General features: G+C 33.8%; 22 protein-coding genes. 8 read left to right on the top strand and 14 right to left on the bottom strand.

Annotation, left to right across the window (positions count from 1 at the left end; all coding sequences use genetic code 11):
- A partial coding sequence (locus tag H6X70_RS12755; protein WP_228530359.1) for a hypothetical protein occupies positions 1-638 on the top strand: 638 nt, incomplete at its 5' end.
- A gap of 390 nt (positions 639-1,028) precedes the next feature.
- On the opposite strand, the gene H6X70_RS12750 is transcribed toward H6X70_RS12755, so the two are convergent.
- The 3 genes from H6X70_RS12750 to H6X70_RS12740 are packed head-to-tail and all read right to left on the bottom strand — an operon-like array spanning position 1,029 to position 4,764.
- Entirely contained in the window at positions 1,029-1,757 is a 729-nt protein-coding gene (locus H6X70_RS12750) for an adenine nucleotide alpha hydrolase (RefSeq protein WP_194768075.1), read from the bottom strand.
- A complete protein-coding gene (locus tag H6X70_RS12745) occupies positions 1,750-3,228 on the bottom strand; it encodes a S41 family peptidase (RefSeq protein WP_194768074.1) in 1,479 nt (492 codons plus the stop codon). The genes H6X70_RS12750 and H6X70_RS12745 overlap by 8 nt, the downstream gene beginning before the upstream one ends.
- Before the next feature lie 12 nt (positions 3,229-3,240).
- On the bottom strand, positions 3,241-4,764 hold the full coding sequence (locus tag H6X70_RS12740) for a S41 family peptidase (RefSeq protein ID WP_194768073.1): 1,524 nt from the start codon (positions 4,762-4,764) through the stop codon (positions 3,241-3,243).
- Between the two features lie 171 nt (positions 4,765-4,935).
- Between H6X70_RS12740 and H6X70_RS12735 the strand changes: the two genes are divergently transcribed.
- The 4 genes from H6X70_RS12735 to H6X70_RS12720 all read left to right on the top strand — a co-directional run bounded on the left by H6X70_RS12735 (position 4,936) and on the right by H6X70_RS12720 (position 7,336).
- Positions 4,936-5,445, top strand: a complete 510-nt coding sequence (locus H6X70_RS12735; protein WP_194768072.1) for an RNA polymerase sigma factor — start codon at positions 4,936-4,938, stop codon at positions 5,443-5,445.
- Positions 5,432-5,914 carry a hypothetical protein gene (locus tag H6X70_RS12730; RefSeq protein WP_194768071.1) on the top strand — a complete coding sequence of 161 codons (483 nt, stop codon included), beginning with the start codon at positions 5,432-5,434 and terminating at the stop codon, positions 5,912-5,914. Before H6X70_RS12735 ends, H6X70_RS12730 begins: the two co-directional genes overlap by 14 nt.
- Before the next feature lie 38 nt (positions 5,915-5,952).
- Positions 5,953-6,516 (top strand): DUF4252 domain-containing protein, encoded by a 564-nt coding sequence (locus tag H6X70_RS12725; RefSeq protein WP_194768070.1) that lies wholly within the window; start codon positions 5,953-5,955, stop codon positions 6,514-6,516.
- Between the two features lie 277 nt (positions 6,517-6,793).
- Entirely contained in the window at positions 6,794-7,336 is a 543-nt protein-coding gene (locus H6X70_RS12720; RefSeq protein WP_194768069.1) for a DUF4252 domain-containing protein, read from the top strand.
- Positions 7,337-7,403: 67 nt separating this feature from the next.
- Here the strand turns inward: H6X70_RS12720 and H6X70_RS12715 are convergent, their stop codons facing one another.
- From H6X70_RS12715 to H6X70_RS12705, 3 genes are all read right to left on the bottom strand, one after another.
- On the bottom strand, positions 7,404-7,784 hold the full coding sequence (locus H6X70_RS12715; RefSeq protein WP_194768068.1) for a hypothetical protein: 381 nt from the start codon (positions 7,782-7,784) through the stop codon (positions 7,404-7,406).
- A gap of 487 nt (positions 7,785-8,271) precedes the next feature.
- Entirely contained in the window at positions 8,272-9,615 is a 1,344-nt protein-coding gene (gene purB / locus H6X70_RS12710) for an adenylosuccinate lyase (RefSeq protein WP_194768067.1), read from the bottom strand.
- A gap of 394 nt (positions 9,616-10,009) precedes the next feature.
- Positions 10,010-10,576, bottom strand: coding sequence for an adenylosuccinate lyase (locus H6X70_RS12705; protein WP_194768066.1), 567 nt, complete (start codon positions 10,574-10,576; stop codon positions 10,010-10,012).
- Between the two features lie 37 nt (positions 10,577-10,613).
- Here H6X70_RS12705 and H6X70_RS12700 point away from each other — a divergent pair, with 37 nt between their 5' ends.
- Together H6X70_RS12700 and H6X70_RS12695 are read left to right on the top strand one after the other, a co-directional pair.
- A complete protein-coding gene (locus H6X70_RS12700) occupies positions 10,614-11,087 on the top strand; it encodes a heme-binding domain-containing protein (protein WP_194768065.1) in 474 nt (157 codons plus the stop codon).
- Positions 11,088-11,553: 466 nt separating this feature from the next.
- Entirely contained in the window at positions 11,554-12,789 is a 1,236-nt protein-coding gene (locus tag H6X70_RS12695; RefSeq protein WP_194768064.1) for a glycosyltransferase, read from the top strand.
- Here the strand turns inward: H6X70_RS12695 and H6X70_RS12690 are convergent.
- From H6X70_RS12690 to H6X70_RS12670, 5 genes are all read right to left on the bottom strand, one after another.
- The gene (locus H6X70_RS12690; RefSeq protein WP_194768063.1) at positions 12,786-13,463 is read right to left on the bottom strand and encodes an SIR2 family NAD-dependent protein deacylase; all 678 of its coding nucleotides are present in this window, start codon (positions 13,461-13,463) and stop codon (positions 12,786-12,788) included. The genes H6X70_RS12695 and H6X70_RS12690 overlap by 4 nt on opposite strands.
- 214 nt (positions 13,464-13,677) lie before the next feature.
- Positions 13,678-14,322, bottom strand: a complete 645-nt coding sequence (locus H6X70_RS12685; RefSeq protein ID WP_194768062.1) for a DsbA family oxidoreductase — start codon at positions 14,320-14,322, stop codon at positions 13,678-13,680.
- An 82-nt stretch (positions 14,323-14,404) separates the two neighbouring features.
- Positions 14,405-14,953: a carboxymuconolactone decarboxylase family protein gene (locus H6X70_RS12680; RefSeq protein ID WP_194768061.1), complete on the bottom strand. Its 549-nt coding sequence runs from the start codon at positions 14,951-14,953 to the stop codon at positions 14,405-14,407.
- Positions 14,954-15,027: 74 nt separating this feature from the next.
- Entirely contained in the window at positions 15,028-15,591 is a 564-nt protein-coding gene (locus tag H6X70_RS12675) for a TetR/AcrR family transcriptional regulator (protein ID WP_194768060.1), read from the bottom strand.
- A gap of 78 nt (positions 15,592-15,669) precedes the next feature.
- Positions 15,670-16,377, bottom strand: a complete 708-nt coding sequence (locus tag H6X70_RS12670) for a carboxypeptidase-like regulatory domain-containing protein (protein ID WP_194768059.1) — start codon at positions 16,375-16,377, stop codon at positions 15,670-15,672.
- A 166-nt stretch (positions 16,378-16,543) separates the two neighbouring features.
- Between H6X70_RS12670 and H6X70_RS12665 the strand changes: the two genes are divergently transcribed.
- Positions 16,544-17,200, top strand: coding sequence for a TrmH family RNA methyltransferase (locus H6X70_RS12665; protein ID WP_194768058.1), 657 nt, complete (start codon positions 16,544-16,546; stop codon positions 17,198-17,200).
- A gap of 241 nt (positions 17,201-17,441) precedes the next feature.
- On the opposite strand, the gene H6X70_RS12660 is transcribed toward H6X70_RS12665, so the two are convergent.
- The 3 genes from H6X70_RS12660 to H6X70_RS12650 all read right to left on the bottom strand — a co-directional run bounded on the left by H6X70_RS12660 (position 17,442) and on the right by H6X70_RS12650 (position 21,312).
- Positions 17,442-18,218, bottom strand: a complete 777-nt coding sequence (locus H6X70_RS12660; protein ID WP_194768057.1) for a carboxypeptidase-like regulatory domain-containing protein — start codon at positions 18,216-18,218, stop codon at positions 17,442-17,444.
- Positions 18,219-18,434: 216 nt separating this feature from the next.
- A complete protein-coding gene (locus H6X70_RS12655) occupies positions 18,435-20,258 on the bottom strand; it encodes a DEAD/DEAH box helicase (RefSeq protein ID WP_194768056.1) in 1,824 nt (607 codons plus the stop codon).
- A 157-nt stretch (positions 20,259-20,415) separates the two neighbouring features.
- Complete coding sequence (locus H6X70_RS12650; protein WP_194768055.1) at positions 20,416-21,312, bottom strand: LysR family transcriptional regulator; 897 nt, start codon at positions 21,310-21,312, stop codon at positions 20,416-20,418.
- Positions 21,313-21,325: the final 13 nt, after the last annotated feature.

The following is a 21,325-nucleotide window of genomic DNA, read 5'->3' as shown; positions in this document are numbered from 1 at the left end:
AACGCTATACAGGATTTAGTAAAATGCGTCGAAAAACAAACAAAAAACGAAAACCACTCACAAGATCATTACTTCACTTACTTGATAAGTTTATAAAATTCGAACAAGAACTTCGAGATGTTTATAAGGTTCGTTTTACAACAAACTATTACCGTCGTGTGGCGGTATTAAAAACAGTTTATACCCAGCAACAAGCGTATTTTGAAACAGGAATATCTCCTAAAGATAGAATTGTGAGTATTGATAAGGATTATCTCAGACCAATCGTACGAGGAAAAGAAGTTAAGCCTGTTGAATTTGGAGCCAAGGTTAACAAACTACAAATAGATGGTATAAATTTTATAGAACATTTAAGTTTTAACGCTTTTAATGAGGGCACACGACTAAAGAGTTCTGTTTACAAAGCACAATCACTAACAAAAAGAAAAGTAAAAATAGTAGGTGCAGATGCTATATATGCCACAAATAAGAACAGGAATTTTGTGACTAAAAACAATATCAAAACGGACTTCAAGCGTAAAGGTAAGCTTCCTAAAAACTATAAGCAGGAGAACAGCGTAAAGGGAAGCTTCCTAAAAACTATAAGCAGGAGAACCAACTTAAGGCTGCAATTACCAAGGAACGGGCAACCAGATTAGAAGGGAGTTTTGGAAAGGAAAAGGAATATTACCATCTCAAACGCATAAAAGCTAAAACAAAAGCCACCGAAACCCTCTGGATATTCTTCGGAATACATACCGCTAATGCTCTGGAAATAGGTAGACGAAAACAAAATAGCCAAGTTCAAAAAGCTGCCTAGATTTTAGTTGTTTTAAAAACTTCACAGGATACCTATGTTCAATTAGCACCTAAAAACTCTAATGCATCAAGATTTTAATAAAAAAACAAAAAACCAAGACTGATATTTAATCAATTCTTGGTTTTTATATTTGATTATTATGTAATTAAGCTAAATTCTGAATGCGCCTAAAAAGTTCTCGATACAATGCTCCTAAGGTCGCATCACTCGAACTGACAAGGTGCTTTTTTTATGGTATTAAATCACAATACCAAACGCCGTATTTTTCAGAATCACTTTTACAAACCGAATCATCGTCTTCATCAGATTTTGGTCTGTTATATTCGCGATATACTTTTTCGCCAATGGTAAAAGGAATGGGTTTTTTAAAGATGGGACCATCAAAACAAAAGGTGTGAAACTCGCCATTTTCACCGCATGGATCTACGCCTTCCGGTAGGTTGGCAATAAAATCTTTATCGATAACAGTTCCCACAAAGTCTTCCCCAAAATATTTAGAATTTGCGCACACAATTATGGTTTTAAAACCTAGATCTAAAAACTCATTTAGAAGGTCTTTAGTATCGCGTTTCCAAATAGGAAAAACAGCTTTAAAACCTTGTTTAGCCAATTGGTTTTCTCTGTAAACACGTAAGTCTTCTAAAAAAATATCGCCAAAAGCACTGTGTGTAAACCCTTCGTTTTTTAAGCAGGTAACCATGTCTAACATTTTGTTTTCATAGACTTCCATGCTTGGCATTTCGGGCAATTCTATAAGGCGTGCCGGAATATTTATGGCATCGGTTTGGGCTTGTAATAATTCTTTTCTAAGGCCGTGCATAGACACGCGGTTAAAATGACTGTTTACTGTGGTTATTAAAGCATCAACCGTGTAATTTTCATCTTGTAACAAATGGTGTAACGCTAAAGCGGAATCTTTTCCAGAACTCCAATTGAAGTAGGTTTTATGTTTATTCAAATCGATTTGTATTTATTAAGTTTGAAGGTAGATTTTTATCAATGTACATGCCGGTTTCAAAAGCATCAAAATCTTCACTGCTTTTTAATATTTCTAATGCGAAAGGTTTTGAAGTTGCCTTTTTAGCCGTCCCTGAAATATCTGAAATTGCTGCAGCTAAAAGCGGTTCGTTTACATCGCCTAAAACCCCTAAATTATTAACTTGTTCGGCGAGTTCGGTTGTAGGGGCAAGGCCATTAAAATAATCGGTTTTGCCATCTACGTTAAGCGATTTAAAAATTAAAGGTTGCATGGCGTAAGTATGCCTTGGGTTGGCACCCTGACGTCTAAAATTTGGAGAATCGTATAAGGTGGTTGAGGCTTGATATTTTCCTGCGGTAGTCGTGCCAATTTGAACCACTTGAATGTAAGGTTGAAGCGAATTAATAACCAATTCGCTTGCCGAAGCACTGCGTTTTGTGGTTAAAACATATACTTTTTGTAATTGTAAACTGTTTAAAGGCGTGCCTTTATTGGTGTCTACAAACCGATTGATGAGTTGCTCGGGGTCGTCGTTTTCAAAAGCTGCTTGAAATTCAGAATTCCATTGTTCGGTGCTAAAAACCTTGCCTTTAAATTGGCCTGTTATCATGCTTGATAAAAGAATAGCGGTATTTACAGAACCTCCAGAGTTGTAGCGTAAATCTAATACCAACTCATTAATTCCTGCACTTTTAAAACTGCCAAATACATTATTTAATTCGTTATTAAATGCATCGGTTCCTGTAAAACCATTGTACATTAAATAACCGATTTTTTTAGAATTAACGTTTAATACGTTATTAATATAGATTGGGTTTTCGGTGTATTGTACTTTGGTTAATGCTATGCTTTCGGTAGTAGGAGTGATGGAATCATCATTGGTGTCTGCCGTATTATTATCATTGTAAGTTCCAAGGTTTATGGTGTAATTATTTGTGCTTAAAAGCTGCGATACATTGCTGGTTGTTAATGACGTTCCGTCTACACCATAAAAAATATCACCACGTTTTACACCATTTGTTTCAGCACTTGTATTAGGCAAAACATAGGTAACTACGCCAAAAACAGTTTCGGGAGAAGCTGGAAACCTATAAATTTGAAACTCCATGCCATTGCTCATGCTAATACCACTAAAAAAAGCATCCAATTCAAAATAATTATCGACTATCCAGCTAAATCGGTCAACGGTTGTTCTTTTGTAAATCAGGCTTTCAAACAATGCTTCAGGCGTGGAAAAGTTTTCTAAATAGTCTTCATATTCACTGCTGCTTGAAAACCGATTATTAGCAAGATTGGGGACGTCATCTTTATATAAGTAAAAACGATTTAATCCTTTCCAAACAAAATCATTTATTTGCGGTATCGTAATAGGTTGATCATCTAAATCTTCAAAACAACCTACCGATATAAAAGCGACTAATATTAAGATGGAAACTTTAATTCTATTCATTAATAAGTAAGTTTATTTTTTTGATTTAAGTGTAGTGTACATGCGTTTTCCTAGCGGTTTAAAGTCGTTAGACACAGCTAAAGGCTCTACATCTAAACCTCTAATGGCTTTTTGAGCCTCACTTACTTTTGTTGTAGTGCCTGTAATTAGCGATAATGCTTTTGCTAAAAATGGCTCGTTTTCATCACCTAAAGCACCTAAGTTTAAAAGGTTTTCACCTTCTGCTGTACTACCAGAGCCTGTTTGATAAGTAATCAGGTAATCTGGTGTTAATCCTTCAAAATAATCTGAAACCCCATTAACATTCGCCGATTTGTATACCAAAGGTTGTATGGCATAGGTGTGATTTGGGTTTGCATTATCTTGTCCAAAATTTTCAGAATCGTATAGCGTTACCGAAGCTGTATATTTTCCTGTGGTGTTTGTTCCTATTTGAACCACATCGATATAAGGGGCTAGACCATTTATAACCAATTCGCTGGCAGAAGCGGTCCCGGTTGTAGTTAAAACATAAACTTTATTTAAGTTAAGCGATGAAATTTGAGTGTTGTCTAAAAGTTGATTTGGGAAGCGGTTGATAAGAAATTCAGGGTCTTCCTGTTCAAAATAACTTTGGTATTTAGTGTTCCATTGTTCTTTTATTAAAATCTCGTTGTAAAATTGTCCCGTAATCATGCTGCATAATGCTAAAGCAGAACTTACACGGCCTCCTGGATTGTATCTCAAATCTAAAACCAATTCGGTAATGCCTTGTGCTTTTAAATCGGCAATTGCGCTATTTAGGTCGTTATCAAAATTGGCTATAAAATTATTATACATTAAGTAGCCTATTTTTATGCCTTGTGCTTCTATAACTTTGCTTTTGTGAATTGGGTTTTCGGTGAATTCAGTTTTGGTTAATGCTACTTTTTTACCATTAAGAGCAATGGTGTTATTGTTAATGTCTGCCAAGCCTAATGTATACGAATCACTTGCACCAAACAACAAATCAATGTAATTGTTAACAGTAAGTTGTTGGTCGTTAACAGTCATAAAAAAATCACCTCTTTTTATGTCTTTTGTTGCTGCATCAGAATTATTTGCGACGTATGTTACATATCCAAAAACATCATTTGAATTTCCTAATCTTACTAAACCAAAATCTAAGCCATTGCTTTTAGAAATACCTTGAAACGAATTGTTTAGTTCGTTATAATCATCAACAATAAAACTAAATTTATCAACATCACCACGTTTGTAAAGCAAATCTTCAAATAAACTTTCAGGGGTATCATAAGTGTTTAGGAATTTATAATAATCATCAGTATTCGAAAATTTATTATCTGAAAGGTTGGGTACGTCGTCTTGCCACAAATAAATTTCATTTAAACCTAACCATACAAAATCGTTAACTTCATTATTTAAGGTTACCGGAACGGATTCTTCTTTTTCTTCTTCTATAGGTAAAGTTGGGGCATCGGACTTAGAACAACCAATGGTAACAAAAAATACGAAAAATAATAAGCTTAACGGTCTAAATAAGTGGATGTGTTTCATGTGTAGCAAGATTTTCTGTGGTAGTCAAATAAACCCTAAATTTACTGAGATTATTGTATAATAAAAAAATAATGCACGCATATAATTTTATTTTAGGTATTCATTAAAATTTTTCTTGTAACAAAATAGAATCTTGTTCGTCGTAATATCAAATAGCCTAATTAAGCCAAAATGACTCAAAAAGAGTTTTTGCATATTGTAACCCCTTTTAAAGACAAATTATTTCGTTTGGCAAAACGTTTGCTGGTTTCTACTGAAGAAGCCGAAGATGCCACCCAAGAAGTGCTTTTAAAATTGTGGAACAATAAAACGAAAATTCAAGAGTATAAAAATGTTGAAGCATTTTCTATGACGATGACTAAAAATTATTGTTTTGATAAGTTGAAATCGAAACAAGCCCAAAACTTGAAAATCGTTCATAGTAATTATGAAGACAAGCAAACCACTTTGCAAAAACAGGTTGAATTAAATGATAGTATCAATTGGGTTGAAAAAATAATAAGCACTTTGCCAGAACAGCAACGTTTAATTATTCAATTACGAGATATTGAGGCTTATGATTTTGATGAGATTGCAAAAATGTTGGAGATGAACCCTACTGCTGTGCGAGTGGCTTTATCGCGAGCAAGAAAAACAATAAGAGAAAAATTGACTAATACACATAATTATGGTATTAAATAATATAGAAAAGTTACTAGAAAAATACGAAAATGGCGAAACGACACTGCAAGAGGAGCAAGCCTTAAAACAGTTTTTTGCCCAAGAGCATGTGCCGCCACATTTAGAAATGTATAAACCCATGTTTGCGTATTTTGCAGCAAACCAAGATGAGGTGTTTACAAAAAATGTATCTTTAAAACCAAAGCGAGGTTTTAATTACACCTGGATTTCGGTGGCCGCCGTGGTGGTTTTATTGTTAGGTTTTTATTTTGAAAACTCCAATAAAACCAACGATTTAGGAACCTATAATGATCCGGAGATCGCCTTTAATGAGTTTTCGAAATCTATGGAAATGATTTCAGAAAAACTTAACCAAGGCACAGCAACTGTAGGGTATCTTGAGGAAGTGAACAAAGGCGCCTCCACCTTAAAATACCTTGAAGAATTAGAAAACGCAACAAGCATTATTTTTAAAAAACAAATACAATAAGCCCCATGAAAAATTCAAATAATATAAAAACAAAACGCATGAAAAATAGATTAATAATTATGGTAATGGCTCTGCTTTTATTACCATTTATAGGAATGGCACAAAAGGATATATTTGAAAAATATAGTGATAATGCCGATGTAACCTACGTTTCCATTAAACCAAAAATGTTTCAAATGATTGCAAAAATGGGCATTAGTGTCGACGATCCTGAAGCTGAAGCGTATATGAATATGGTAAAAAGCATTACCAGTTTTAAAACTATTGTAACCGATAATAAAGCGATTGCTTCGGATATTTCAAAATGGGTATCGTCGCGTTCTAGCGCTTTAGAAGAATTGATGGAAGTGAAAGACGAAGGTAGCGATGTGAAGTTTTATGTAAAAGAAGGCAAGGATGTCGATCATGTCAAGGAACTTTTAATTTTTGTGAACGGCGTGGATAAAATGATGAAAAATCAAGGTGTAGAAGTTAATGGTGAGTTACGAAAAATTGAAACCGTTGTGGTGTCCTTAACTGGTGATATCGATTTAAATCAGATTTCTAAATTAACCGATAAAATGAATATTCCTGGCGGAGAACACCTAGAGAAGAAAAAATAATATGAATACCTGTATTCATTGATAGAATTCTGCGTCGAGAATGTCTAAAAAGTTTACTAGATGTCATATTGAGCTTGTCGAAATATTTTTGACTGATTGCTAATCTATATCGGTTTCGACAAACTTAACTTGACAAATCAAATTTAACTTACTTTTTAGACAGTCTCCACACCCAAAACCATTTATGGTCAATTATAATAGGATGCCAATAAAAGTTCAATGAAAATTATATAATATTGAAATAGATAGTGTAGTCAGAAAAAACAAATCAACAATCATGAAAAAAAACATCTCATATCTTGTGTTAACAATCATTGCAGCCACTTTTTTTGTAAGCTGTAGTAAGAGCGAAACTTTACAGAGTTATTTTGTAGACCATCAAGAAGCGCCAGGGTTTATTTCTCAAGATTTTCCGTTATCTATGGTTAAAATTGATAAATCTCAACTTACTGAAAAGCAAAAAGAAGCCTATAATTCTGTTGAGAAATTAAATTTTTTAGGTTTTAAAACCAGTGATGAGAATTTAGAGACTTATCAAACAGAAACCGCTAAAGTAAAGGCTATTTTAAGTGATGAAAAATATAATGACTTATTAGATTTTAATAGCAAAGGCGATAAAGTTTCGGTGAAATATATAGGTACTGATGAGGTTGCCGATGAAGTTGTTGTTTATGGAAGCTCCAAAGAAAAAGGCTTTATAATTGTTCGTGTTTTGGGACATAATATGAGTCCGCAAAAAATGATAACTTTAGTTGAAGCCCTTCAAAACGCAAATTTTGATGAATCGCAGTTAGATGATATTTCTAACTTCTTTAAATAGATAGAAATCCTTTTTGAAACATAATTAAAGAAAATGCCTTTTTTTAATTCACTTTAAAGAAAACATTTTATTTTTTAACAATAATAAAGCAAAGTATTGCCGAGGTTAATGTTAAAAAGGTTCCAAGAATTAATTCAATTATGTTTTGGGCAAATAGATTACCTATGGTGTTTAATGTGAAGAACAGCACAAAAAACCAAATAAATATTTCGATAATCTTGTTGCTTTTCCCCGCTTTTAAGTTTTTGTATTTAACAAACAGGATAACCAATATAAAAGCAATAAATACCATTGATATAGTTACAAAAGATTTCATTTCTTCAACAGAATTAAGCTTTCCTGCCCAAATATTATCATAAGCAATTTGTTCTGTGAAAATTAATAGTTGAAATATTAAAACGATTCCGAGAATGAAAAACATGATAATTAAAGCTGTTTTCTTGGTCATATTATTTTTGTTTAAATAGAAATCTGTCGATGTGTTCTATACTTATTATTAAAAAAATGAAGCTGTATAAAAAGTATGTAAAATTTGATTTGTCAGGTTGAGATTGTTGAAAATAATTCTGATTATCAATCCATTAGAGCTAATTTAGCAAGTTTAATACTGCATCAGGTATACTTTTTAGACAGCCTCATTTATATAATAAAAATTCATTGATGTTTTTCTGGAGAAAATGTATAAAAAAAACGCCTGATTAAAAATTTTAAACAAGCGTTTTTAAATATATTTTAATGTGTTTTTTCTATTGTAAATTTTTATCTCGTGCTTTAATATTTAAATAAAACAAATTGATAACTATGGCAAAGAAAATAATTGTAAGAACAGTTAAAACAATAAAATTATCCAATAAATCTAGAATTCCGAAAACAAAAATTCCAGTAATCATTAATGTAGTAAGAATCAAAGATTGTTTATCGCTCAACATGTTTTTTTAAATTCCTGTATAGTTACTAGGTGTAATACGTTTTAATTCTTCTTTTATTGTGTTAGACACCTCTAAAGTATCGATAAAACTAGAAATGGACTCTTGATTTATTTTGGAGTTTGTTCTTGTTAATCCTTTTAAAGCTTCATATGGATTCGGATAAGCCTCACGACGTAAAATCGTTTGAATAGCTTCTGCAACAACGGCCCAGTTATTTTCTAAATCTTCAGCAAATTTACCTTCATTTAAAAGTAATTTGTTTAGTCCTTTTAAGGTCGATTTAAAACCAATAAGTGTATGTCCGAAAGGCACACCTACATTACGTAAAACGGTGCTATCGGTTAAATCACGTTGTAATCTAGAGATTGGTAATTTAGCTGAAAGGTGCTCAAATACGGCATTTGCTATACCTAAGTTACCTTCAGAATTTTCAAAATCGATAGGGTTTACTTTATGTGGCATCGCCGAGCTTCCTACTTCTCCAGCTTTAATTTTTTGTTTGAAATAATCATTAGACACGTATGTCCAGATATCTCTATTTAAATCAATAATAATCGTATTAATACGTTTTAAGGCATCAAATAAGGCGGCCATAAAATCGTAGTGCTCAATTTGAGTTGTTGGAAACGAGTGGTGTAAACCTAGTTTTTCTTCAACAAAATGGCTTCCAAAAGCTTTCCAGTCATTATTTGGATAAGCCACATGGTGCGCGTTAAAATTACCTGTAGCACCACCAAATTTAGCGGCGTTAGGTATCGTTTTTAAAACCTCAAATTGTGCTTCTAAACGTACTACAAAAACTTCAATTTCTTTTCCTAAACGCGTTGGAGATGCTGGTTGTCCATGCGTTCTTGCAAGCATAGAAATGGCTGACCAATCTTTAGCTAATTCTTTTAATTTATCTACTACCGTAGTGTATTCTGGAATATAAACATCGTTTATAGCTTCCTTAATACTTAACGGAATAGCGGTATTGTTTATGTCTTGAGAAGTTAAACCAAAGTGAATAAACTCTTTGTATTCAGATAATCCTAAGGCGTCAAATTTTTCTTTAATAAAATATTCAACAGCTTTAACATCGTGGTTGGTAACACTTTCAATTTTCTTTATGGCAAGGGCATCTTCCGAAGAAAAATCTTTGTAAATCGCTCGTAAACTATCAAAAATAGTTTTGTCAACCGATTCTAGTTGAGGTAACGGAATTTCGCAAAGCGCAATAAAGTATTCAATTTCTACTAAAACACGATATTTTATTAAGGCTTCTTCAGAAAAATAAGGCGCTAATTCGCTTACTTTACTTCTATAACGTCCGTCAATTGGAGAGATGGCATTTAATGCTGATAGTGACATAAATTTTTGATTTTAAGAAGTTGCAAATATAGGTTTTTTAACGCGAAGACAGAAGATGAAAAGCTTAAGTTTTTGTTTGTTGTTTTAAAAATAGAAAGATTCAATTAACAATTAACAATTAACAATTAACAATGTGCAATTGACAATTAGTAATTAGCAATGAAAAGTTGATAATGAATAATTAACAGTTAAAAGTATTTTCTAATTGTTGTTTTGAAACAGCTATAACTTTTTAACCTTATAACCCTATAACTGTTGATCTGTGTTTAGTTTAATATTATAGCTTTTTAACTGCCTGGTTGTTTATTAGTTTGGTTTCGAGTAGGTTTAACTAACAACAAACAATAGTCCACTATTAATTGTACATTGTTAATTATACATTGAAAACTGTTAATTACTGTCTTTTCATCTTTTTCAAAATATGACGGGCTCGCGCTCTAAAAGCAGCACTCTGCACATGAAAATCTCGATTTAAAATGATTTTTAGTTCTGGGTGAACCCAATCGTAGTCTTTTCCTAGCATGAAAAGTGTGGTCATGCCATAGGCTTTGGCGGCTACTTTTTCGTCGTTAATCATATAATCAAAACAGGTTTCGATAATACGTTCTTTGTGAATTTGGGTTAATGCCGTTTTCACGGAATTATCTTCTTTTGCAGTATAATGTGTCGCAAGAATTTCACAAATTTTGGCTACTGGGCGTACGGCAGAATCTAAATGCACTTTGTTAATTTGTGCTGTAAATTCATCCAAATAAGGTAATAGGGGCGCAGTGTTTTCACTACACATAAACTCTAAAACCCAAGCAGCTCGTGGCGATATTTTATCGTTTACCATAAAAAGAATTTCTATGAGTTTAGGCACCAGTTCGGGGTTTGCCAAAACTAACTGTGCATAGTACTCGCGTTTCTCTCTAGAGTGGTTTACGTAATTTAATTCTTCGTAAAGTTGTGCGGTAGTCAAATGGTTTTCTTATTTTTATTTTTTAAAATTAATTAAAATGAAGGGATTAAAAAAAGTGATTATCGCATTGTTAGTTTTATTTGTAATTGCTCAGTTTTTCGGACCAGAAAAAAATGAAGGCGATTTAAAATCTATTGATGCTTTTTTAGCGGAAACCAATCCGCCAGAAGATGTAAAACGTATTTTGGAAGAAACTTGTTACGATTGCCATAGTGATGTGACGCGTTACCCATGGTACAATACTATTACGCCTGTAAATTATTGGTTAGCAAGTCATGTTAAGGACGGAAAAAAACATTTTAATTTTTCAGATTGGGTAGATAATTCAACAAAACGAAAAGACCATAAATTTGAAGAACTTATTGAAATGGTTGAAGAAAAAGAAATGCCTTTACCATCGTACACATGGACACATTCTGAAGCCAAATTAACCGACGCTCAAATAGCATCTGTAATTAATTGGGCTAAAGTGGTACGTGTTAAATATGGTTTAGAGCCGAAAGCGGAGTAATAATTAACAATGTACAATGTACAATGTACAATTGACAATTAACAATGAAAAGTTAATAATGAAAAGTGAACAGTGTTTCTTTTTATAGGATAACGACATTTTTTGTTAGTAAGTTGTTGTTTCTTTCTTCACCTTTTGTTTGGTATTTATATTGTGTTTGCCAAATTTTTAATCAATAATCAATAATCAATAATCAATAATCAATAATCAATAATCAATAATCAATAGTTAATAGTGAATAATGAAAAGTTGAAAGCGTTGCCTATAGGGGATATTGTTGTTCATAGATAATTATTACTTTTTTCATTGTTCATATGCTGTTTAATTTTTATTGGTCACTTTTCTAACCTCTAACCTCTAACCTCTAACCTCTAACCTCTAACCTCTAACCTCTAACCTCTAACCTCTAACCTCTAACCTCTAACCTCTAACCTCTAACCTCTAACCTCTAACCTCTAACTTGGCAATGTCCAACCAACTACTCATCATCGGATTCGTATGGCCAGAGCCTAAAAGTTCTGCGGCTGGTAGTAGGATGATGCAACTTATTGAGGCGTTTCAAGAAGCTGATTATAGCATCACTTTTTCGAGTCCTTGCGCTAAAAGTGATAACGCGTTTAATTTAGATAGCATCGGCGTTTCACAAGTCGCAATAGCACTTAATAATTCAAGTTTTAATGAATTTATAGCCAATTTAAATCCTGATGTGGTCTTATTCGATCGCTTTATGATGGAAGAACAATTTGGATGGCGTGTGTCTGAAAATTGTCCGAATGCTATAAAAATTTTAGATACTGAAGATTTACATTGCTTAAGAAAGGGTAGGCAACAGGCTTTTAAGGATAAACAGGCTTTTGATACGTCCTATTTATTTAATGATGTGGCAAAACGCGAAATTGCCAGTATTTACAGGTGCGATTTGAGTTTAATGATTTCGGAAGTGGAGATGGATATTCTGAGAAATCAGTTTAAGGTCGATGGGGCACTCTTAGTTTATCTGCCGTTTTTATTAGAGACTATTTCCGCGGAAGCGATAAAAAAACTTCCAAAATTTGAAAATCGAGACCATTTTATAACCATAGGTAACTTTTTACATGAACCTAATTACAACGGGGTTTTGTATTTAAAGGAAACGATTTGGCCTTTAATTCGAAAAGCATTACCAAAAGCCGAATTACATATTTACGGGGCTTATGCTTCTCAAAAAGTGACCCAATTGCATAACGAAAAACAGGGCTTTTTCATAAAGGGTTTTGCTGAAGATGTTCATGAGGTCATGCAAAAAGCCAAAGTGTGTTTGGCGCCTTTACGTTTTGGTGCAGGCTTAAAAGGAAAACTCATTGATGCTATGCAAAACGGTACACCTTGTGTGATGTCTAGCATTGCTGCGGAAGGCATGTTTCGTGATTTTGAAGCCAACGGTTTTATAGTCGATGATGCTCAAGCGTTTGTAGATAAAGCTGTTCAGCTCTATGAAAATGAAGAACTTTGGGTTGAAAAACAGTCAAACGGATTTCCAATTATAAACCAGCGGTTTAGTAAAGTTGATTTTCAGAAAAAGTTTTTAAAACAATTGGACGATACGTTTTTAAATCTTCAAGAAAAACGTTTAAATAACTTCACTGGGCAAATGTTACAACATCATACCATGCAAAGCACCAAGTTTATGAGTAAGTGGATTGAGGCAAAAAACAAGGTTTAACTTTTCAATATTGCCATTACTTTTTTAACGCCTACGGTTGCAGTTTCAGCCATAACAATAAGGTTTTTTCTACTGCTGATATTCGGCTTGGGGTCTATAAAATAGGTTGGTGTGTTTTCGGGAACATAATCTTTTAGTCCTGCAGCAGGATAAACTTGCATGGACGTACCAATAATCATTAAAATATCGGCAGTTTCACAAATGTCAATGGCTTTGTCCATCATGGGAACGGCTTCTCCAAACCACACGATATGCGGACGCAATTGATGGCCTTTTTTGCAAAGATCGCCTAAGAGAATATCGTTCTCCCAAGGGATGATATCGTTTTCATCAAAAGTACTTTTTACTTTTCGTAACTCACCATGTAAATGAATCACGTTGCTGCTGCCAGCTCGTTCGTGTAAATCGTCTACATTTTGCGTAATAATACTTACTTTGAAGTCTTTCTCTAACTCAGCTAAATCAAAATGCGCTTGGTTGGGTTCAACCTCAAACAATTGTTTGCGTCGCTGATTGTAAAAGTCTAAAACCAATTCAGGGTTCGCAGCAAAACCTTCGGGTGTGGCAACTTCCATAACATCATGGCCTTCCCATAATCCATCGGCATCTCTAAAGGTGTTAATGCCACTTTCGGCACTCATGCCTGCTCCTGTAAGTACAACGATGTGTTTCATAAAATAAAAATAAACTGTTCCAAATTTTGAAAAGTTTGTATGGTTGAATGTCAGTTCGAGTGATGCGACCTTAGGAGCATTGTATCGAGAACCTTATTCTAATATAAATTTCTTCAAAATCTAGAACAGGTAAAAATAACCATTATTTATGATTCTTGTAGGGCCAAGAATTCATCAATTTTGTTTTTACTTTAAAAAACACAAGGTATCTTTCTTATAGTTCTAACATTTCAGTAAGTACCTGCTTAAAAACATCTATGGGTTGCGCGCCGGTAACAGCACTTTTACGGTTAAAAACTACAGTTGGCACCGATCTTACGCCTGCACTTTGCCAAAAGGCTTCCGTGGTTTTTATAGCCTTACGTGCTTCTTCATTGTTTAATTGTTCTAGGGCTTCATTGGCGTTTAAACCAACATCAAGCAAGGCTTCTTTTAAAACTTCTTTTTTTGAAACATCTTTACGTTCGCTAAAAAAGGCTTTAGTTAAACGCATTTTTAATTCGGTTTGTTTGCCGAATTTCTTAGCATAATCTAAAAGTACATGAGCTTCAAAAGTGTTTACCATACGCATGTTATCAAAATAATCAAAGGTAAAGCCTAGTTCGGCTCCAGCCTCTGTCATTTGTTGTTGCGATTCCTTTTGCTGTTCTAAAGTTGCACCATATTTTTCGGCAATATGTTCTTGTACATTTTGGCCTTCAGCAGGCATATTCGGATTCAACTCAAAAGGTTGCCATTCAATGTTTACTCGGTCTTGAATACCAAGCTCGTTTATGGCTTTTTCCAAACGCTTGTAACCAATGGTACACCATGGACAAACCACATCCGAAACGATATCTATTTTTAATTTTTCTTTCATTTTATTGAATTTTAAATAAACCTTCCGAATTAACGGAAGGCTTACTGCTATTAATATGTAATCTTAGGATATTACATCTTAATTATTTTTTCCAAGCAAATTTTTGAAATGGGGCATCTACTGGTGTGTTTGCTATATGATTGGTGTAATTACTTATTACTTTTTGAGATAAACCTAAAATGATTTCTAAAACCTGTCTTTCGCCATAGCCAGCCGCGTAAAAGGCATCTAATTCTGCTTGAGTTACATGACCACGATTACGCACGATGCTTAAAGTTAAATTGCGTAACGCTTCTAGTTTAGGGTTTTCTAGAGGGGTTTCGTTACGTAAGGCCTCTGTAATAGCATCATCAACTTTCATCATTTTTGCAATGCCTGTATGTGCTGGCACACAATAATGGCATTCGTGTTCTACATTAATGGTTTGCCAAACTACCGTTAATTCTTCATTGTTAAAAGACGATTCAGAAAACAGTTTATGTAAGGTTTGGTAGGCTTCAAATAATTCTGGAGCGCTAGCCAATACACCATGTAAACCTGGTAGCATACCGTTTGCTTTTACAGATTGCTCTAATAATGCTTTACTTTTTTCGGGTGCTGAATCTATGTCGTGAATTTTTAATGTGGTCATAATTTTTCTTTTTTAATTGTTTTAAATTTGATTTATAACTAAACAATCGTTTAGTTATGGGGTAAAAAAAAGGATTATAAGTTTTTAAAGGTCATTTCTATATAATCGTTTATTTCTGTTTTACTATTAACTTTAGAGGCTACTGCTAAACCATGTTTTGCTAATAATAAAAAATTAGCTTGTTTAAGGATGGAATCTTCATCTTTACTAGGATCCATTTTTAATTTTTCAATGAATAAGGTTTTAAGGTCGTCCATAAAATCATTCATCTTGTCTTTTACTAAAGCATCTTCTTTATCTGAAAACTCGTGGTACGTATTGGTTACTAAACACCCTTTTTCGTTAGGGTTTTCAAAACCGATGGCTACCGAATCGTAAAAAAACTGTTTGATGGCTTCAACACCATTGGTAGCTTTTTTAAATTTAGTAAAAATGGCATCCACTTTGGTTTTGTAGCATTTTAAGCTTTCTATAAATAAGCCGTGTTTACTGCCAAAACTAGAATAAATAGAGAATTTATTAATGCCCATTTCTTTTTCAAGCATTTGCATAGAAGTCGTTTCATAACCATTGCGCCAGAATAAGTGCATGGCTTTTTCAATGACTTCTTCTTCAATATATTCTTTTTTCCGTGCCACTATTTCTAATTATGCTACAAAACTAACCAATCGGTTAGAAATAAAAAAATGGTTTAACATTTTGTTTTGAATTGTGGGTTAATGGTTGTTCTCTTTTTTTCTAAATAAATTCCCGAATTTTCTAAAGATGTTTTGATTTTTAATAACAATGACTTCTCCCATTAAAATTTCATCTTCTATCATTTTTATCTTTAAAAATTTTATTTCTGAAGTGATTTTAATTTCTTGTGTTTCAAAACCAAGATTATTAAATACTAGAATAGCGTGCTGATTTAATTCATTTTTAGCTATTTCAAGAGTGAAATTACCATCGAAATCAGTTTGTACGCCATAACTTTTGCCTTTCAAAATAACATTTACTCCAGGTAAGCCAATTTCCTCATAAAAAACAGTGCCATGAATAAGGGTGGAATCTGTTGTTTTATTATTATTACTAATTGGCATTTTACTTATTTGATATTGCTCAGATTTTATAGTCTCATTGGATTTGTTCTGAGCAAATGTTGGGGTTACTATAGATAGAGAGGATAACACTCCTAAAAGAAGTCCTGCTTTTTGGTATTTATTGTTTTCTATTGTCGAAATATTAATATCTAATTGGTCATTTTTAAATTTTCCGCATAAATTTTGAGTGTTTTCCAAAAATTTAGCGAGTTGATAATTGGACATATTCGTAAAATCAATAACCTCTTTTTTACAATTTGAACAGAACGCCCCTTTTTCGGTTCGGGACATTTCATTCCATTTTTCGTTACAAGGTTTTGGTATTTTTATTTTGTATTTCATTTAAACGTGACTAAATACTTTATAAATCCAATTTTAAAATCAGTATAATAAACTAATATAGTAAATCCTTAACTTATTGTTTTACACGCCCGAAAATTTCAACATTTAAACCACCTACAAACTTAAGAATCGTACATTTTTAGTACTTTCGAACTTTTAGTAAAATATGATTGATTTAGAACTCCTAGAACATTTAGAATCTTACCTAACCGAAAGCAGAAAACAGCGTTTCGATACCGTTTTAGCACAGCGTACCAAGCATTTTACGGTAGCTACTGAGGATGTGTATCAATTACATAACACCAGTGCGGTAATACGTAGTTGTGATGTTTTTGGTGTTCAGGAAGTGAATATTGTTGAAGAACGAAACACCAAAACCATAGACCGAGAAATTGCTATGGGTGCCCAAAAATGGGTGGATTTAAACCGTTATCAAGACGTGAAATCATGTCTGTCAGATTTAAAACAAAAGGGCTATCAAATTGTAGCAACCACACCACATGCAAACGATGGTGAACTTTATGATTTTGACATAACTAAAAAATCGTGTTTTTTCTTCGGAAGAGAAACAGAAGGCTTATCGGAAGAGGTTTTAAATGAAGCCGATAGTTTTTTAAAAATTCCTATGGTTGGTTTTACTGAAAGTTTAAACATTTCGGTGTCGGCTGCCATTATTCTACAGCATGTCACTACAAAACTTAAACACAGCGACATAGATTGGCAATTGTCTGAAAATGAAATAAATGAAAAACGCTTAGATTGGTGTAAAAAAACACTTAAAAGCTACGATGATATTGTCAGTCGGTTTTATGCTGAAAAGTAGAGGGCTGGGGCTGTTTATATGTGGAACTGTGGGGTTTTAGAGTTTTAAAGTGGCAGAGTGGCAGAGTTACAAAGTTATAGAGTTAGAAAGTTAGAAAGTTACAGAGTTTCAGAGCTTCAAAGTTAGTATATCAGGTAGTGACTAGATTTTAGCTGTAGTTATAGGACTAAAACCTAAACAGACTCGGAGTATCTCACCCGATTAAACAGTTAAACGATTTAACGAATAAACATTACATTAATCAAATCTTACGACTTCTGCCTCTGCTTAGTAGCTTGTATTCTTCATAACATTCGCTAATGGCATCAAGAATTTGTAAGTCGTTTGCTGTTTTTATAAAACCTTCGGAGTAGTTGCATTGGCTCACAATTTCATCTAAATCAACGCGATCCACTTGTAATAAAGCGGTTAACATTTCTCTATCAAAACGCGACGCTAGTAAGTTTCTAATTTCGTCGTCTTGCTTCATTTTTTTAAGCTTTTTAAGCTCGTTTGGTTTTTTTCCAAACATACGGTGTAAGAAGTCTGCAGGGTTAAAAATAGAGCCTAAAACACGGTTTATACCGCTGTCCTTACTAGCCTCGTAACCTGTGCCTTCTAATCCTGAAATACTGTATCTGTAATTGTTGTTTATGGAAGGAACTTGTTTAATGTCAAGTTCTAAATAGCCGGTAAGTGTTAATTGATTCACCACAACTTCCTCTAGGGCGAATGCTAATTCGGTAAGTTCAATATCTGCACTTCCAAATTTTAACCAGTCGTTTGTCACTCTAACTTTAATGGATTTAAAGCCTAAAAATGAAAAGTGAAGTGTATCATTCACTTTTGCTGAAATTTCAAACTCACCCTTGCTATTCGTGGTGGTTCCAATTACTTGATTTAGGTTAACAATATTTACACTTTCTAAAGGTTTATCGGTTGAAGCATTTATAACCACACCCAAAACTCTATCTGCTTCTTGTGCGAAACCCACAGCAGAAATAAATAGAATTGTTATTAAGATGAGATAGCGTTTCATATTATAAGTTACCATTATTAAGTTGATAAAAGTAATAAACAAATGCTTGCAAAACATTTATTGTTTTTATTTTGACTAAAAATTAACAATTTACAGTTATGATTGTTTAATTGTGTTTTCGGATTAAATAATTAAACGATTCCACAAATTAACAGTATAAAAAAATCAAATTGAAACAAAAACCCCGATACAGAGTCGAGGTTTTTGTTTTATATATTATCTTCTTGAACGTCTTGGTCTTGAAAAGTTTCCGCCTCCAGAGTCACCTCCAGAATCTGAACGTCTTGGTTTTGATGACGACCCTTCACTACGACGTCTGTCACTTCTGTTTCCAAAACCTCCTTTTTTATCATCGCGTCTTCCGCCACTGCGTTTTCCGCCGCCGCCACGTCTGTCGTTACGTCTTCCGCCGCCACCGCGGTTTTCAGAAACTTCAACATTTACAAAGCGACCTTCGTGTTTAAAGTCTGTAAAGAATGCTAATACTTTTTCTTTAGCATCATTTTCGGTATTAAAGAATGAAAAACTTTCTTTTACTTCTACTTTAAATACATCGTCTCTACCAAGTTCTAATTGTTCTTTTAAGAAATCTTTCAATTTCATCCAATCGAAACCATCTTTAGAACCTACATTAATGAAATAACGTGTAGAATCTGAAGATTTTCCTCCAAAGTCTCTTCCGCCTTCACGACCACCATCTCTATCATAAGAACCTTCAGCAATATTTAGGTTTTTAGATTTGTTATAGTAATTGAAGAAACGTGTAAATTCAACAGAGAAGAATTTTTTAATCAATTCATCTTTATCAGTATCGGCAAACAATTCGTTTATGCTCGATAAATGCTTATCTATTTCGTGATTTATCTCTGTATTATGAATTTTGTTTGCAAGCGACATTAATTGTACTTCGCAAATAGAAGCTCCATCAGGAATTTCCTTTTTAACAAAATCTCTTTTTATAATACGTTCGATGCTTTTTATTTTACGCACTTCACTTTTTGAAACTATCACCATAGAGATCCCTGTTTTTCCGGCACGTCCTGTTCTTCCCGAACGGTGTGTGTAGGTTTCAGCTTCGTCTGGTAATTGGTAATTTATAACGTGTGTAATATCATCAACATCAATACCGCGAGCAGCTACATCGGTAGCTACAAGCATTTGTATTTGTTGATTTCTAAACGATTTCATGACTAAATCACGTTGGTTCTGACTTAAATCACCGTGTAAAGCACCTGCGCTATAACCGTCTTCAATAAGTTGTTCGGCTACTTTTTGGGTATCGCGTTTTGTTCTACAGAAAATCACAGAAAAGATATCTGGATTCGCATCCGATAAACGTTTTAAAGCTTGGTAACGGTCTCTAGCGTTTACTAAATAGTATTCGTGAGAAACGTTAGTGGTGCTTTCATTTTTGTTTCCAACCGTAATTTCTTGTGGGTTGTGCATGAATTTTTTAGCAATAGTTGCTACTTCACGAGGCATGGTTGCCGAAAACAACCAGGTGTTTTTATCTTCTGGGGTATGCGATAAAATATCGGTGATATCTTCTTTGAAACCCATGTTTAACATTTCATCGGCTTCATCTAAAACTGCGTATTGAATTTTAGAAATGTCAACCATTCTTCGGCTAATCATATCTTTCATACGCCCTGGAGTAGCCACAATAATTTGTGCGCCACGTTTTATATCGCGGGCCTGATCTGTAATACTAGATCCACCGTAAACGGCAACTACATTAAGGCCTTTACAGTATTTACCGTAGGCTTTCATTTCGTTGGCAATTTGCAAACAAAGTTCTCTGGTTGGCGATAAAATTAAACCTTGAGTGGTTCGGCTATCAATGTCTATTTTTTCTAACATTGGAAATCCAAAAGCAGCGGTTTTCCCTGTTCCCGTTTGGGCTAGTGCTACCAAATCGGTTTCCGATTCTAATAAAATAGGGATGGCTTTTTGTTGAACTTCACTAGGTTTAATAAATCCTAAATCTGTAATTGCTTGTAATAGGTCGTTATTAAGACCTAAATCTTGGAATGTGCTCATTCTTGTATAAGTATTCGATTATGTTATGTGGTGTTACATAAGAAGCGAATCGACATACTTAACCTTAAACTTCTAGTAACACATCCTCACTCTGAGGAATTAAAATCCATTTCCTGAATTTCAAGCGGCAAAGATAGTCATTTATTTCTCAACAGCACTAATTTGTGATTTCCTTGTGAATTAAGGCCAAAACTTTGGTTAAAATAGGATTGCTATTTTCCTTTTTCCAAATGGCTGAAAGTGAGGTACGCTGCGGAATCATACTCAAATCTATAAATTTTAATTTGGGGTTTTCTGAAGTTTTTAAGGATTTAGGAACAATCGAAATTCCGAAGCCATTTTCAACTAATTTATAAATGGAACCAGCGTGAATGGTGTTATGCGACACGATGGGCGTAAAACCACTATCGTCGAAAATGCCCATTACTTTTTCGTAATAGGAGGCGCTATATTCGGGATCGAACAGGATGAACGATTCGTTTTTTAGCTGGGCTATATTTTTGAAGTTTTTATTGGTAATTGAATGATTTTCAGGTAAAACCAGGCAAAAGGGTTCTTTTAAAATAAGCTGACTATCCAAACCTCTCGGGATGCGTTCCAAACGTACAAAACCAATGTCGATGTCTTGCGCAAACAGCCCTTCAATTTGTTTAATGTTGTCCATTTCCTTTAAACTAAACAAAACATTGGGGTGGTTTTCAGTGAATTTTAGCAACAATTCGGGAATTATATTTTGCATGGCAGAACCCACATAACCAAAATTTAACTCGCCATCTTTACCATCTTCTAGGTGTTTGGCGTGATTTAAAATATTGTCAAGGTGCTTTAAGTTTTTCGAAAGTTCTTCTTTTAAATACAAGCCCGCCTGGGTTAACTGTACTTGCCTATTGTGTCGGTTAAACAGTTTAACGCCCAAAGAAGTTTCCATTTCTTTTATTTGTCGGCTTAAACCGGGTTGCGAAATGAAGAGTTTTTCAGCTGCTTTTCTAAAGTGTAATGCTTCAGCGACAGCTAAAAAATATTTAATATGTCTTAATTCTAATTGATAACTCATAGTTATTAGTTTG

This window comes from Tamlana sp. I1, from assembly GCF_015355625.1.
Lineage (GTDB): Bacteria > Bacteroidota > Bacteroidia > Flavobacteriales > Flavobacteriaceae > Pseudotamlana.
The sequence above is the reverse complement of the archived record's forward strand: the minus strand, read 5'-3'. Positions and strand labels throughout refer to the sequence as shown.

Coding starts and splice junctions, on each gene's coding strand:
- H6X70_RS12655 (WP_194768056.1), bottom strand. CDS start 20,258: ATGAGCACATTCCAAGATTTAGGTCTTAATAACGACCTATTACAAGCA.
- H6X70_RS12735 (WP_194768072.1), top strand. CDS start 4,936: ATGACTCAAAAAGAGTTTTTGCATATTGTAACCCCTTTTAAAGACAAA.
- H6X70_RS12650 (WP_194768055.1), bottom strand. CDS start 21,312: ATGAGTTATCAATTAGAATTAAGACATATTAAATATTTTTTAGCTGTC.
- H6X70_RS12740 (WP_194768073.1), bottom strand. CDS start 4,764: ATGAAACACATCCACTTATTTAGACCGTTAAGCTTATTATTTTTCGTA.
- purB (WP_194768067.1), bottom strand. CDS start 9,615: ATGTCACTATCAGCATTAAATGCCATCTCTCCAATTGACGGACGTTAT.
- H6X70_RS12720 (WP_194768069.1), top strand. CDS start 6,794: ATGAAAAAAAACATCTCATATCTTGTGTTAACAATCATTGCAGCCACT.
- H6X70_RS12670 (WP_194768059.1), bottom strand. CDS start 16,377: ATGAAATACAAAATAAAAATACCAAAACCTTGTAACGAAAAATGGAAT.
- H6X70_RS12745 (WP_194768074.1), bottom strand. CDS start 3,228: ATGAATAGAATTAAAGTTTCCATCTTAATATTAGTCGCTTTTATATCG.
- H6X70_RS12660 (WP_194768057.1), bottom strand. CDS start 18,218: ATGAAACGCTATCTCATCTTAATAACAATTCTATTTATTTCTGCTGTG.
- H6X70_RS12680 (WP_194768061.1), bottom strand. CDS start 14,953: ATGACCACATTAAAAATTCACGACATAGATTCAGCACCCGAAAAAAGT.
- H6X70_RS12725 (WP_194768070.1), top strand. CDS start 5,953: ATGAAAAATAGATTAATAATTATGGTAATGGCTCTGCTTTTATTACCA.
- H6X70_RS12665 (WP_194768058.1), top strand. CDS start 16,544: ATGATTGATTTAGAACTCCTAGAACATTTAGAATCTTACCTAACCGAA.
- H6X70_RS12685 (WP_194768062.1), bottom strand. CDS start 14,322: ATGAAAGAAAAATTAAAAATAGATATCGTTTCGGATGTGGTTTGTCCA.
- H6X70_RS12715 (WP_194768068.1), bottom strand. CDS start 7,784: ATGACCAAGAAAACAGCTTTAATTATCATGTTTTTCATTCTCGGAATC.
- H6X70_RS12690 (WP_194768063.1), bottom strand. CDS start 13,463: ATGAAACACATCGTTGTACTTACAGGAGCAGGCATGAGTGCCGAAAGT.
- H6X70_RS12695 (WP_194768064.1), top strand. CDS start 11,554: ATGTCCAACCAACTACTCATCATCGGATTCGTATGGCCAGAGCCTAAA.
- H6X70_RS12730 (WP_194768071.1), top strand. CDS start 5,432: ATGGTATTAAATAATATAGAAAAGTTACTAGAAAAATACGAAAATGGC.
- H6X70_RS12700 (WP_194768065.1), top strand. CDS start 10,614: ATGAAGGGATTAAAAAAAGTGATTATCGCATTGTTAGTTTTATTTGTA.